Source organism: Rhodococcus ruber (assembly GCF_027270735.1).
GTDB lineage: Bacteria > Actinomycetota > Actinomycetes > Mycobacteriales > Mycobacteriaceae > Rhodococcoides > Rhodococcoides rubrum_A.
Map to the genome: position 1 here is coordinate 23,137 of NZ_JAPWIJ010000003.1, position 14,417 is coordinate 37,553.

A 14,417-nucleotide genomic window follows, 5' to 3' on the forward strand; every position below is an offset into this window, starting at 1 on the left:
TCATCTACTGGGGGTTTCGTCGTTCACGTCGCGCGCGGGCACGGGTGCGATCGCAGTCAGTTTCGAGACCAGCTGGCCCACCACTCGGGCGGGGCTGCGACTGTCGGTTCGCACCCGCACCGTGGCCACCGAACGGTAGAGGGGCCGCCGATGACGCATCAGTTCCTGATACTTCGCGCGGGGATCGGGACCGGCAAGGAGCGGCCTCACCGTGTTTGCCCCCGTCCGCCGAAGTCCTTCTGCCACACTGATTTCCAGGTAGACAACCCTGTGCTTCGACAGCAGGGCGCGCGTGGAAGCGGACAGCACTGCACCACCTCCGAGAGAGACGATGCCGTCGTGCGAGGCCAGCGCGCCCGCCACAATCCGCTCCTCGATCTGCCGAAATGCCGGCTCGCCGTCGTGGGAGAAGATGTCGGCGATCGTGCGACCGGTCTCTCGTTCGATGGCCACGTCGGTATCGAACAGCTCCAGACTCAACGCCTGCGCAAGCCTTCTACCGATGGTCGACTTGCCTGCTCCCGGCGGTCCAACGAGGACCGCGTACGGGCTCATCGTGGAGGTCGGGCGGCGGTGCCCTTCACGTAGTGGTCGACGTTGCTCGTCGTCTCCGCCAGCGAATCCCCACCGAACTTCTCCAACGCTGCTTGAGCGACCACCAAGGCAACCATGGTCTCGGCGACGACACCGGCGGCCGGAACGGCGCAGACGTCCGAGCGCTGATGAATGGCGACTGCTTCGTCTCCGGTGGTCATGTCGACGGTCGCCAGCGCGCGCGGCACGGTGGAGATGGGTTTCATCGCAGCCCGCACTCGCAGTGGCTCGCCGTTGGTCATCCCGCCCTCGATGCCGCCTGCGCGGTTGGTCGAGCGGAGCACCCCGTCCGGGCCGGGCTTGATCTCGTCGTGGGCGACGCTGCCGCGGCGGCGGGCCGTCTCGAAGCCGTCACCGATCTCGACACCCTTGATGGCCTGGATTCCCATCAGCGCAGCAGCCAGCCTGGCGTCGAGCTTGCGCTCCCCGGAGACGAACGACCCGAGACCGACGGGGAGGCCGTGCACGACGACCTCGACGACGCCGCCGAGGGTGTCGCCGTCCTTCTTCGCCGCTTCGATCTCGGCGATCATCGACTCCTCGGCAGCCTTGTCGAATGCGCGCACCGGGGAGGCGTCGATCGCGTCGAGGTCGTCACCTGAAGGCGGCGGGCCGACATACGGATCGGATGCTCCGATGGAGATCACGTGGGACACGACGTCGACGCCGAACGCCTGCTTCAGGAAAAGGCGCGCGACCGTGCCGATGGCTACGCGGGCGGCGGTCTCGCGTGCGCTCGCGCGTTCGAGAACCGGGCGCGCATCGTCGAAGCCGTACTTGAGCATTCCGGAGAAATCTGCGTGTCCTGGACGTGGGCGGGTCAGCGGGGAGTTGCGCGCGAGATCGGCGAGCACGGCTTCGTCGACCGGATCGGCCGACATCACCTGCTCCCACTTGGGCCATTCGGTGTTGCCGACCTCGATCGCCACGGGCCCGCCCATGGTGCGGCCGTGCCGTACACCACCGGTGAGCGTGACTTTGTCCGCCTCGAACTTCATTCGGGCCCCGCGGCCGTAACCGAGACGACGTCGGGCGAGTTGGGAGGCAATATCGTCCGAGGTCACCTCGACTCCCGCGACCATTCCTTCGAGAATGGCGACGAGAGCGGGTCCGTGGGATTCTCCGGCAGTTATCCAGCGCAGCACTCGAGCATCTTTTCACGTCAGGCAAGCTGCGGATGCCAGCAGGGTCGCCGCGCACATGGACGGGCCGTGCGCGATACGTGCCCGCCTGTGCCCGAAGGCTGTGACGATCGATCCGACCACGGCAGTTGCCAGTGGTGCCGACAGCGCCGCGATCACCCATCCTTCCCCACCGCCGAGCGCTGCGATCGAGCCCACCGACCACGCCAGCTTCACGTCCCCGGCACCGAACGCCGACGGCGCGAGAAGGTGTACGACGAGGTAGATCGCGAACAACAGGGCTCCGCCGAGCAATGCTCGCGCCGAACCCGCCGACACGAGCAGCGTCGTCACCACGATCGCACCCGGGATCGTCAGTTCGTTCGGCAACCGGCGACGCCGTAGGTCGACGGCACTGAGCGCCGCAAACCACCATGTCAGCAACCACAGTGGACCCACATGGGTGGTCCCGCCGAACCGCCACCAGACCCAGCCGGTACCCACCGCGGACAACAGCGGCAGGTAGCGAGGATCCCAGCGGACCAAGCCGAAGCGCATCGTTACCCCGACAACGGCACCGACCACGCACGCTGCGCACAGACTGAACATGGCCCGAAGGGTCGCATCCCTCCGATGCCTATTCACGAGAAAACACCTGCTCGCAGATTGCCCTGTGGACAACCCACTGCCTGTGGACTACGGGGACGTCGTGCTCACTGGGCAGTGGCCAATGCGGCACGCATGGCCGCCCTGGGTGCCGGCTCGCCGGTGAACTGCTCGACTTGCCCATACGCCTGCTCGAGCAGCATCGCCAGGCCGCCGACCACGGTTCCACCGGCCAGTTCCACCGCAGCTGCCAGCGGCGTCGGCCAGGGATCGTAGATGGCGTCGAGCACCAACGGCGCGTGAGCGAGTGCAGTAGCGATGTGTTCGGCTCCGGCCGCGGGCACGGTGCTGACCAGTACGGCAGATGCACTGGCGATCGCAGTGAGGCGCGGATCGGCCATGTCTGCGAACTCCGCGCGCAGTCCTGCGGAGACGGCGCACTGCAGTGTTTCCGACGCCCGGTCGGCCGAGCGCGCGACGACGGTGACGGCGGCAGCCCCCAAGCCGGCCAATGCGACGATCGCCGGCCGCGACGTTCCCCCGGCTCCGACCACCGTCACGGCTTTGCCCGACAGGTCGACGACCCCCGCACCGCGAAGGGCACCGGCTATACCGTCCACATCGGTGCAGTCGGCACGCCAGCCCGATGCCGTGCGCACCAGTGTGTTCGCCGAGCCGGCCAACACGGCCCGTTCGGTGCGTTCGCCGGCGTAGTTCAAGGCAGAGACCTTGCCTGGCATCGTGACGGAGACACCGACCCATTCGGGACCGAAACCGTCGAGCATGCCCGGCAATTGCTCACCGGTGCACTCGATTCGGTCGTAGGTCCAGCCGTCGAGACCGAGTGCGCGGTACGCAGCGCGATGCAGTATCGGCGACTTCGAGTGTTCGACGGGGCTTCCCAGTACTGCGGCCCGCACGTCAGCGCCCGCTGTCGAGGAAGCCTGGTTCTACCTTTGCGATGTTCGCGAGGTGTTCCTCGTAGCTTCGAGTGAACAGTGTTTCGCCTGCCTGATTGATGGTCACGAAGTACAACCAGTCACCGTCGGCGGGTGCCTCGACGGCTTGCACCGCACCGATGCTGGGCGAAGAGATCGGGGTTGCCGGCAACCCTTCGCTGGCATAGGTGTTCCACGGGGTCACGCGGGCCCGGTCGGCGTCGGTGGTGGCCACCTCGGTCGTGTCGAGCGAGTAGTTGACCGTCGAGTCGAACTCGAGTTTCTGCGGAACCGCGAGCCGGTTCAGAATCACCCGAGCTACCTTGCTGAAATCCTGTGGCAGGGACTCCCGCTCGACGAGAGATGCAGCAACCAGAGTGTCGTAGGGGGTGAGCCCGGAATTGGTACCCGCGGTGAGAATTCCGGTGTCCTCGTAGCGAGTGGAACTCTCGGAAACCAGCTGCTTCAGGATGTCGGCAGGTGCGGCGCTGGGATCGAAATCCCAGGTTCCCGCTGCGATCAGGCCTTCGAGCTGACGATCGCGGTCCGGAACTCCCTCGACGCGATCGGTAGCCCAGGCGGGAACGCCCAGGGCCGCTGGGTCGTCCACGGCTCCGGCCGCATTGAGGTCGTCGTAGCTCACGCATACGGGAGTGCCGCTCCCCGTTCGATCCACGCAGCTCGCCTCGGAGATCAGCGTGTAGATGCCCTTCTTGACGGCACCGGTGTTCACGTCGCGCGCGTCGTGCAGCTGACGTCCCTCCGAGATGACCATGTTTCCCACCCGGGAGGCGGGGTCCACGAGTTCGCTCACCGCTCGCGAGGCCGGCACATTACTGGTGAGCAGATAGAAGCCCGGCTGGACCGAGGTGATGGCGTTGTTCGCGATCGCCGCTTCCAGGAATGCCCCCGAACTGGCGACGACACCCTTGTCCGCTGCCTCGGTACCGATTTGTTGGGCGGTGTCGTTGGGGTGAACCTGAATCACGACGCCGTCACCGGACGACCCGGCCGCGAAATCTGCGTTGGGGGTCGTGCGATTGCCGAATTTGCTCACTGCGAAATACCCTCCGCCTGCCACTGCGACGATGAGCACCAATCCGAGCACCAAGGCCACGATGCGGCCACGACGCTTGCGGGTGGACGCGGCGCGATCCCTGCGGCTCGCAGCACGGCTGCGGCCCACTTCCCGCGGCTCCGCGCCGCGCTCGGAATCCGGACGCGGGGTACGGTCGCGTTCCCGATCTGCACCAGGTGCAGGCGTGGGGTGCGGTTCGTGCCGTTGCGGCGGCCGCGGACGGCCGTTCATACGGCGATCGAAGTCGCTACCCTCGTCCACGCGATACCCGATCGGATCGGTGTGCGCCTCGTCGGAGCGCGCATCTCGCCGGTCCCGATCGAAGGACCCATGGTTGTTCACTCGTCGACCTCCGTCGATCCTGAATTCGTCCCTGCGTGACCCGAGACCGCGTCATCCGAGACCGCGCGATCGGCAGCACCGCGAGTGGACACGGCCCGACGCTCGTCGAGCCAGCCCTGCAATATCGCCACCGCCGCAGCCTGATCGATCACCGATCGTTGATTCTTGGCCCGCACACCGCTGTCCCGTAGTGCACGCGACGCACTCACGGTAGTCAGTCGCTCGTCGGCCATTCGAATCGGCACGTCGCCCAACCGTCTGTGCAGGGAACGGCCGAATTTCTCGGCGGCGTCGACGGCACTGCCGCGCTCACCGCGCAGTGTGCGGGGCAGGCCGATCACGATCTCGACGGCCTCGTACTCGGCCACGATCTCCGCGACTCGTACCACGTCCGGGGCGTCGGGGCCCTTGATCTTCGAGCGCGGCACCGTCTCGACCGGCGTCGCGAGCACACCGTCGGGATCGCTCGACGCGATTCCGATACGAACGCTGCCGACGTCGATACCGATTCGCCGTCCCCGTCCCGGATCGTCGACGCCGGGCCGATCGGGGCCACGCCCCAGGTTGGCCATACTCGTCAGCGAGTCGTGAGTTCGGACAGGCGAGCCCGGGCAGCGTCCATACCGGCGGCGATTCCGGCGACGTCCGACCCCGACCCCTGGGCCAGTTCGGGCTTACCACCACCCCGGCCACCGATGCTCGGACCGAAGGCAGCCACCAGGTCAGCGGCGGCGACGCCCGCATCCTGGGCAGCCTTGTTGGTCGACACCACGAACGGAACCTTGCCGCCGACCGTGCCGAACAGCACCACGACAGCCGGATCCGCGCCGAGGCGTCCACGAATATCGGTCACCAGGGTGCGCAGATCGTTGCCGCCGACACCGTCGGGTGCCTGCGCGACCACCGCGCGAACATCGCCGAACCGCTGTGCCTTCTCGACGAATTCACCGGCCGAGGCCAGCACCGCCGCGGCCTTCACCGCGTCGAGCTCCTTCTCGGCGACACGCAGACGCTCGACGAGGGTCTCGATACGAGCCGGGACTTCCTCGGAGGGCACCTTGAGCGACGACGCGATCCCGGCGAGCAAAGCGCGTTCCTTGGCGAGATAGCGGTACGAATCGAGGCCGACGAATGCCTCGACGCGGCGCACGCCGGATCCGACCGACGATTCACCCAGGATGGTGACCGGGCCGATCTGCGACGAGTGCTGCACATGGGTGCCACCGCACAGTTCCATCGAGAACGGCCCACCGATCTCGACCACTCGTACTTCGTCTCCGTAGTTCTCACCGAACAGAGCCATCGCGCCCATCTTCTTGGCGCTGTCCAGGTCGGTGACCAGGGTGTTGACCTCGAAGTCGGAGCCGACCGCGTCGTTGGCAACGTTCTCGATGTCGTCGCGCTGTGCCTCCGAGAGCGCGCCCTGCCAGGAGAAGTCGAACCGCAGGTAGCCGGGTTTGTTGAGCGAACCGGCCTGAGTTGCGTTCGGCCCGAGGACCTGTCGCAGAGCAGCGTGCACCATGTGGGTCCCCGAGTGGCCCTGGGTAGCGCCCTTGCGCCAGGCGTGGTCGACGTCGACGTGGACGGTGTCGCCCTCGGTGATCTGACCCGACTCGACCACCGACTTGTGCGTCCAGACCTTCTTGGCGATCTTCTGCACGTCGTTGACCTTGACGCCGAGGCCGGGTGCGGTGATGGTGCCGATGTCGGCGATCTGTCCACCGGACTCGGCGTAGAGCGGGCTTCGGTCGAGGATGATCTCGATACTGTCTCCCGCAACCGCGGTCGGAACACGAACACCGTTCGAGATCAAGGCCAATACCGTTGCCTCGGAACCGAGTTCGTCGAATCCGGTGAACTCGGTCGGCGAACCGTCGACGAAGTCCCGATAGACCGTGAGGTCGGCGTGTGCATGCTTGCGTGCACGGGCGTCGTCCTTGGCTCGGTTGCGCTGCTCGGCCATCAACGTCCGGAAACCGTCCTCGTCGACCGAAAGACCCGCCTCGGCGGCCATTTCGAGCGTCAGATCGATCGGGAACCCGTAGGTGTCGTGCAGCGCGAATGCTTCGGCACCGCCGATCTTTTTTGCACCCGACGCCTTGACGGCCTCCGCCGCGCCCTCGAACAGTCGCGAACCCGAGGTGAGGGTCTTGAGGAATGCCGTCTCCTCCCCCACTGCGACGGTCAGAATGCGGTCGAAGTCGGTGACCAGGTTCGGGTAGGACTCCGCCATCGTGTCGCGCACGACGGTGACGAACTGCGCCATCGTCTCGTCGGGCGCACCCAGCAGACGCGCAGAACGCACGATGCGGCGTAGCAACCGACGCAGCACGTAGCCGCGCCCGTCGTTGCCCGGGTTGACGCCGTCGGAGATGAGCAGTGCCGCGGTGCGGGTGTGATCGGCGATGACGCGGAAGCGCACGTCGTCGTCGTGATTCGCACCGTATGCACGTCCCGATAGTTCCTCGGCCTTCGCGATCACCGGCCGAACGAGGTCGGTCTCGTACACGTTGTCCACACCCTGCAGCAGAAACGCGACGCGCTCGACACCCATGCCCGTGTCGATGTTCTGCTTCGGCAGCGGACCGAGGATCTCGAAGTCGTCCTTGCTGATCCCCTTGCCGCGCTCGTTCTGCATGAACACGAGGTTCCAGATCTCGATGTACCGATCCTCGTCGGCCTCCGGACCGCCCTCGGCACCGAACTCGGGTCCGCGGTCGTAGTAGATCTCGGAGCACGGGCCACAGGGTCCCGGAATGCCCATGGACCAATAGTTGTCGGCCATTCCGCGGCGTTGAATCCGCTCGTCGGGCAGCCCGGCGATTTCCTTCCAGAGTTCGATCGCCTCGTCGTCGTCGAGATATGCAGTGGCCCAGATGCGCTCGGGGTCGAACCCGTATCCGCCGTCCTCCACGCTGTCGGTCAACAACGACCAGGCGTGCCGAATCGCGTCGCGCTTGAAGTAGTCGCCGAACGAGAAGTTGCCGGCCATCTGAAAGAACGTGTTGTGCCGGGTGGTGATGCCGACGTTCTCGATGTCGAGGGTGCGCACGCACTTCTGGACGCTCGTCGCCGTCTTGTACGGCGGCGTCTGCTGACCGAGGAAGAACGGCACGAAGGGAACCATGCCCGCATTGACGAACAGCAAGTTCGGGTCGTCGAGAATCAACGACGCACTGGGCACTTCGGTGTGCCCCGCCTTCACGAAATGGTCGAGGAAACGCCTGCGGATCTCATGGGTCTGCACTGATACAGGTTAGCGTCGTCGGACCCCGTGCCGACTCGAGGGCCTATCGGCCTCTGATGATGCGCCGCAGTTTCCCCACCCTGGTCGCGATTTCGCGCTCGGCACCGTGTTCGGTGGGCTCGTAATAGTTCACGCCCACCAATTCATCCGGCGGATACTGCTGCCCCAGCACGCCACCCGGACTGCTGTGCGGATATCGATACCCGACGGCATTCCCCAACCCCTGAGCTCCCTTGTAGTGCCCGTCGCGCAGATGCGGCGGTACAGAGCCCGACTTTCCGGCCGCTACATCGGCCATGGCCGCACCGAGAGCCGCGATCACCGCACCCGACTTCGGCGCGGTGGCCAGGTGGATCGTGGCCTGCGCAAGCGCCAACCTCGCCTCGGGCATGCCGATCATCTGTACGGCGTTCGCCGCGGCCGTCGCCGTCTGCAGTGCAGTCGGATCGGCCATCCCGATGTCCTCGCTGGCATGCACCACCAACCGGCGGGCGATGAACCGAGCGTCCTCACCCGCAGTGATCATGCGCGCCAGATAGTGCAGCGCGGCGTCGACGTCGGACCCTCTGATCGACTTGATGAACGCACTGATGACGTCGTAGTGCTGGTCGCCGTCGCGGTCGTAGCGCACGGCGGCCTTGTCGACACTGGCCTCGACCGTCGCGAGGTCCAGCGTTCCGTCGGTTGCGGCACCCGCTGCCGCCTCGAGAGCCGTCAACGCTCGGCGGGCGTCACCGGCCGCGAGACGCACCAGGTGATCCATCGCGTCCTCGGCGATCGTCACCGCACCGTCCAGTCCGCGCGGGTCGTTGGCGGCGCGGGTCAACAGCAACTCGATGTCCTCGGTTCCCAGCGGCTGCAACTGCAACACGAGCGACCGCGACAGTAGAGGCGACACCACCGAGAACGACGGGTTCTCGGTGGTGGCCGCCACCAGCAGGACGATTCGGTTCTCGACGGCTGCGAGCAACGCGTCCTGCTGCGTCTTGGAGAAGCGGTGCACCTCGTCGATGAACAGAACCGTTTGTTCGCCCGACAGCAACCGGCGTCGTGCGAGTTCGATGACGCTACGCACTTCCTTCACGCCTGCCGACAGTGCGGACAATGCCTCGAACTTGCGTCCGGTGGCTCCGGAGATCAACGAGGCCAGCGTCGTTTTCCCGGTTCCCGGGGGACCGTAGAGCATCACCGACGATGCACCGGATCCCTCGACGAGCCGACGCAACGGCGCACCGGGAGCCAACAGATGAGATTGTCCGACCACCTCGTCGAGGGTCGTCGGACGCATTCTCACGGCCAGCGGCGCGTCGGGCCGGACGTAGGTCGAGGTCGGGCGCGACTCGGCGATCGTCTCCTCCGGGGGTGCTGGGGTATCGAAGAGGCCATCACCGGGGTCGTCGCTGCTCGAAACATCACTGCCCGACATGTCACTTCCGAAGCCGCCACTCACCGGTCGAACGCTACCGATCGCGCTGCCGAGAATGCGAACGACGTCGTGGCTACCGCTCCCACTTGGCCCGCAACGCGGTCACGACCGATGCTGCGTACTCGGCGATGCCGGTCTCACCGGCACGTTCGGCGCTGTCGGCCAGCACGGACCATCGGGAAACGAGCGCCTGCGATCGTGGAACCGAGAGGTGATGTGCCCGCGCCGCGGCGATGCGCGTGTGGTCGTCCGGGAGGAACCAATACGTGGTCAGCCAGACCCAGATCAGCCGCGCGTCGAGGATCTTGCTCGCCAGGGCGGTGTCGTCGGCCAGCGCAGGCCAGATCCCGACGACCTCCGCACGCCATGCATCGATCATCGCCTGCTCACGTTCGTGCGTGAGCTCGAAGCTGCACAGACACCCCGGGAACGAGGCCAGGGCATAGGTGATGTCGAGGGTGGCGTCGCGGAATCCGCCCCACTCGTAGTCGAGAAAACGGACACCTTCGTCGTTGACGATGATGTTGTCGGGACACAGATCGGATGGGCTGAAAGCGCGGAAGGTGCCGTGCGCGAACAGTCGTCCACTACGAGATACGCGATCGAGCAACGCAGCCGGGGTTGGACCCACTCCTGGTAAGCCGGCCAACAATTCGGGAACCTCGGCCAGTGCATCGGGAATCTGCGCGGAGATTCCGTCCGTGGTGTCGGGTTGCCCGACGCGACGGAGGAGAGCTGCGAAATCGTCCTCGCGGCCGACGGTCGCGGCGTGCATTCGACCGAGCGCCTGAGCCATGGCCATCAGCGAGTTGGTCACTGCCGCCTCGTCCGAGTTTCTCAACAGGGTCGTGATCGGGCTGGCGTCACCGAGGTCGCTGAGCACGAGCAACCGCGCGTCGAGATCGTAGGCGTGCAGTTCCGGCCCGGGCCTGCTGTCGGTGGCCAGCGCATTGGCGAACTGGTACGAGGCCGCCTCCCGCAGGAATGCACTCGACCCTGCGATGTCGGCCAATTCGGTATGCAGTTCCGACTCACCGGTCACGTCGCGCACTTGCTTGAGCACCAAGGTCCGGGGCAGCTGAAAGGGGTTCTCGGAGACCTTGACTCGCAATACGATCGCCTGGCCGCTACCACCGAGATTCACGGGGTCGATCAGCGTCACCGGAGCTCCGGTGCGCTTGGCGAGGAGGCGCTGCGCTGCTGCTACTACCTCTGATACAGGGTCTGCCAGTGTTGCGGTCATCGGTTTCCAAGCTACCCGTTCGCTGCGATTTTCTGTGCTGTGTCGACGACTACGAATGGGACACGATTGTCCGTTTTGCGGCTTTTCGCACGTCACATCCCCAGATTCGACCAGACGGTCGGTTACCCCCGAACCATCGAATTATGCAGGGTTCGCTACTGCGGTGCAACGTCGACGGACACGGAGATGGTGCTCTCCTCCGCCTCGGTGTAGATGACCCCGCGCAGGGGTGGCACATCGGCGTAGTCGCGCCCCCACGCCACCGTCGCGTACCGCTCGTCGACCAGCTGGTCGTTGGTGGGATCGAAAGCGAGCCACCGATCGTTGGGCATCCACACCGCAGCCCAGGCGTGGGTCGCATCGACGCCGATCATGCGTTCCTTACCGGGCGGAGGTTCGGTCGCGAGATATCCCGACACGTACCGCGCGGCCAGACCGTGCGACCGTAGGCAGGCAATGGCCAGTCGAGCGAAATCCTGGCACACACCCGAACGTGCGGAGAGCACATCGACCACAGTGGTCGACACCGTCGTCGAACCGGACAGATACCGAAAGTCCGTGAAAATGCGATGCGTCAGATCGACGATGACGTCCGCCAGCGGCCGACCGGGCCGGAAACTGGGCGCGGCATACGCACGCACCTCGTCGGTGATTTCCGGAGTGGGAAGATCCAGAGCGAACTCCACCGCGGACGCACGGGCCGAATCCGCGGTTACGGTCGGGTCGAACAGCGCCATCCGAGCGGACTCCCACGGCGCGGTTGCCGGCCACGATGTGGTCTCGTCCACCGGCCGCGGATACACCTCCACCAGCGAGTCCGCGGTCACCACCAGCTTCTCGTGATCGTGCGTCACGTGGAAGTACACGTCCTCGTTGCCGTAGACGTCGACGCCGAAGGACTGATCGGTGGGCGCAGGTTCCACGGTGACGGACTTCTCCGTGCAGTGTTGCCCATCCATGTCTCGCGGCGCGAGAAATCCTCGTCCGTACGACGAGGAGACGCGATCGGAGTAGGTATAGGTCGTGATGTGCTTGATTCGGTACCGACGGCTCATCACCGCACCCCGTTCGCAGTTCGAATGTTCGAGCTACCCCACAGCGGCTGCGTGCCTCCCGGCAACGACATGTGCGTCGCGAGGACCACGCGGGACAGCTCCTCGAGGGAATCGTGGATGCCGTCCACCAACTCGATCAGGTCGACCCGGCGACCGTTGACGTCGACCGATTCCAGATCGCCCGGGTCCACACGCCGCAACCGCACCCGCATCTGCTCGACCAGTTGCTCGGGCCGTGACGTACCCGAGGCGTCGGGCAGCGATCCGAGGTCGTCGCGCAGACGATCGAGCTGATACACCAACGCTCGCGGATTTCCCTCGTCGAACAGCAGCAGCTGCGCAACCGCTGCCGGACGTGCTCGGCCGCTGTTGCGTCGGCGATAGATCACCGAGGACTCGGCCGCCGACAACACCGAATCGATGACGGCCTGTTCCGTGGACGGAGTGAGGGCGTGGCTCAGTGTTGCCGACAGCAGCGCTGTCAGTTGCAGACCACGTTCGATCCGTTTGCCCGCGTCCATCAGGTACCAGCCGGCATCTCGAACCATCGACTCCGACGCCAATCCGGACACCGCGAGCAGACCCCGCAGCACGCTCGACTGCGACGCGGCCAGTTGGGCACCGTTGTTGACCGAGGATTCCGCCAATTCTTCGAGCGCGGTGTCGATGCGGTTGAGCACCGCCCAGGTGTCGTTCGAGAGCTGATCGCGTACCGCGCGCGCCGCCTGCTGCATTCGATCCACCGATTGCGCCAGCGATCCGAGGCGTGCCGCCGACAGCATCAACGAACGCATTTCGACGATCGCGTCGGCACGGGTCTTCTCGTCGAGGAAACCCGGTCCGGTCCGCGAGACCTTGGTGACCGCCTCGAGGAGGATCGGCAGACTCTCGCTGCCCTCCAACCACGGCATCGAACGGTAGTCCTGATTGCGCTCGCGCGCCGCGATCAGCAGGCGAGTCATGTCCTCGGCACGCTCGGTGTAGCGACCGAACCAGAACAGATCGCCCAGCACACGTGGTGAGCTGACCACATCGACGTTGGACGCGGCGTACTGCGGCAACTCCTCCACCGTCGCGGGCGGGGTGTGCGGCGCAGAATCGGCCGGCGTGACCCGTTCCAGCGACTTCACCCAGACATCCTTCGAGGCCACCGTGATGAGCGGATCGGTGACCGGAGCCGTGATCACCACCTGCCCCAGCCCACCGCGCATCGGGGTGTACCCACCGCGCTGCGCGACCGTGAACAGCCTCATCCCCACTTGCGCGGGAGCCACCGCCAAGTGCTCTCCCGCTCCCCCGCCGATCGACGAACCGACCGGAGCCAACGAGAATTCCGGTACTTCCTGACCGGTCCACTTCCAGGGCTCGGCAACGATCCGATCCCACAAGTCGCGAGCTCCGGCATCAGTGAGATCGTGTCCCACCACAGTGCGACGCGACGTGGTCGACCGCAGCACCAGCGAACGCAGTCGAGTGCCGATGTGCGAGAGCTGATTCGGGTCACCGCCCCAATAGGTGGCAACCGAACCGAGTATCGAATCCTCGTCCAGTAGTGCCCTGCTCAGCGCAGGTAGCAGCGGAGCCAGAGCCGGATTCTCCAATACCCCGCTGCCGAGGGTGTTGACCACACTGACAGCACCCCGCCGCAGCACCTCGACCAGGCCCACCACACCCAGATGCGAATCCGGGCGCAAGTCCAATGGATCGGCGAACTCGGCGTCCACTCGACGAAGCACCACATCGACCTTGCGGAGCTTGCCGAGAGACCGCATCCACAGGCAGCCGTCCCGAACGACGAGATCGGCGTTCTCTACCAGCGGGAAGCCGAGAACCGTTGCGAGATACGCCTGATCGAACGCAGTCTCGGAATGCGAACCGGGGCTCAGTACAACCACCACCGGATCCTCGGCGGATGCGGGCGCAGCGTCGCGCAGTGCCAACCGCACCGCACGCGCGAACGTCGACAGCGGCCTCGGGTTGCTCTCCTGGAACAGCTCGGGCATTGCTCGCGACATCACGCGCCGATCCGCGAGCGCATACCCCACGCCGGACGGTGCCTGAGTTCGGTCGGCCACGACCTGGAATCGACCGTCCGAGCCGCGGGCGACATCGGCGGCATGCATGAACAATTGATGCGGACCCGGGATGGTGATCGCATGCGCCGTCCGCAGATAGCCGGGGTTGCCGAAGATCAGCTCCGGCGGGATCAGCCCCCGCCGAACGGTCTCCTGGGCACCGTAGATGTCGGTGAGCACCGCGTCGAGCAACATCGAGCGCTGAACCAAGCCGGCTTCCAGACGGTCCCACTCGTCGGCCGCGATCACCAACGGAACGCTGTCCAAGCCCCACCGCACGGCACTGGGCACAGCCTCGGAACCGCCGGTCGGAATGGGGTTGTACGTGATGCCGTGGTCGTCGACGAGTCGGCTGACCCGTGACTGCAGGGTCTGCATGGCCCCCGAACCGGCCTCGCGCATCCCGTCGATCAACCCCGCCCAATGCGGACGGACGTTGTCGTCGGCATCGAGCATCTCGTCGAAACGATCTGCTCGACCGACCACGGCCTCACGTCGACCCCGATAAGCAAGCCAGGGCGACCCGGCTGTAATGGAAACTTCCTCGCTCCGGCCGGCATCACCCGTGACAGGTTCGTTCCGGCCGGCTCCACCCGTCACAGGTTCGTTCCGGCCGGCTCCACTCAGGGCAGTATCTACGGGCACCATCGAGCCGCTGTTCCTTCCGTCGGTCGATCACCCTCCAACGCCGG

General features: G+C 65.9%; 11 protein-coding genes. All 11 read right to left on the minus strand.

The genetic code is table 11. The features are described 5' to 3' along the window. Positions 1-555 (minus strand): shikimate kinase, encoded by a 555-nt coding sequence (locus O4220_RS07270; RefSeq protein ID WP_269603015.1) that lies wholly within the window; start codon positions 553-555, stop codon positions 1-3. Then, complete coding sequence (aroC, locus tag O4220_RS07275; protein ID WP_269603016.1) at positions 552-1,739, minus strand: chorismate synthase; 1,188 nt, start codon at positions 1,737-1,739, stop codon at positions 552-554. The genes O4220_RS07270 and aroC overlap by 4 nt, the downstream gene beginning before the upstream one ends. A gap of 12 nt (positions 1,740-1,751) precedes the next feature. Beyond that, complete coding sequence (locus O4220_RS07280) at positions 1,752-2,324, minus strand: prepilin peptidase (RefSeq protein WP_269603017.1); 573 nt, start codon at positions 2,322-2,324, stop codon at positions 1,752-1,754. A gap of 104 nt (positions 2,325-2,428) precedes the next feature. Further along, entirely contained in the window at positions 2,429-3,241 is an 813-nt protein-coding gene (locus tag O4220_RS07285; RefSeq protein WP_269603018.1) for a shikimate dehydrogenase, read from the minus strand. 1 nt (position 3,242) lies between these two features. Further along, positions 3,243-4,679 (minus strand): endolytic transglycosylase MltG, encoded by a 1,437-nt coding sequence (locus O4220_RS07290; protein WP_269603019.1) that lies wholly within the window; start codon positions 4,677-4,679, stop codon positions 3,243-3,245. After that, on the minus strand, positions 4,676-5,251 hold the full coding sequence (gene ruvX / locus O4220_RS07295) for a Holliday junction resolvase RuvX (protein WP_269603020.1): 576 nt from the start codon (positions 5,249-5,251) through the stop codon (positions 4,676-4,678). Before ruvX ends, O4220_RS07290 begins: the two co-directional genes overlap by 4 nt. A 5-nt stretch (positions 5,252-5,256) precedes the next feature. Then, positions 5,257-7,926, minus strand: a complete 2,670-nt coding sequence (gene alaS / locus O4220_RS07300) for an alanine--tRNA ligase (protein ID WP_269603021.1) — start codon at positions 7,924-7,926, stop codon at positions 5,257-5,259. Between the two features lie 43 nt (positions 7,927-7,969). Further along, on the minus strand, positions 7,970-9,352 hold the full coding sequence (locus O4220_RS07305) for a replication-associated recombination protein A (protein WP_269603551.1): 1,383 nt from the start codon (positions 9,350-9,352) through the stop codon (positions 7,970-7,972). A 73-nt stretch (positions 9,353-9,425) separates the two neighbouring features. Further along, positions 9,426-10,595 (minus strand): kinase, encoded by a 1,170-nt coding sequence (locus O4220_RS07310; RefSeq protein WP_269603022.1) that lies wholly within the window; start codon positions 10,593-10,595, stop codon positions 9,426-9,428. Between the two features lie 155 nt (positions 10,596-10,750). Next, positions 10,751-11,650 carry a transglutaminase family protein gene (locus O4220_RS07315; RefSeq protein ID WP_269603023.1) on the minus strand — a complete coding sequence of 300 codons (900 nt, stop codon included), beginning with the start codon at positions 11,648-11,650 and terminating at the stop codon, positions 10,751-10,753. Then, entirely contained in the window at positions 11,650-14,181 is a 2,532-nt protein-coding gene (locus O4220_RS07320) for a circularly permuted type 2 ATP-grasp protein (RefSeq protein WP_420030359.1), read from the minus strand. Before O4220_RS07320 ends, O4220_RS07315 begins: the two co-directional genes overlap by 1 nt. Between the last annotated feature and the right edge of the window lie 236 nt (positions 14,182-14,417).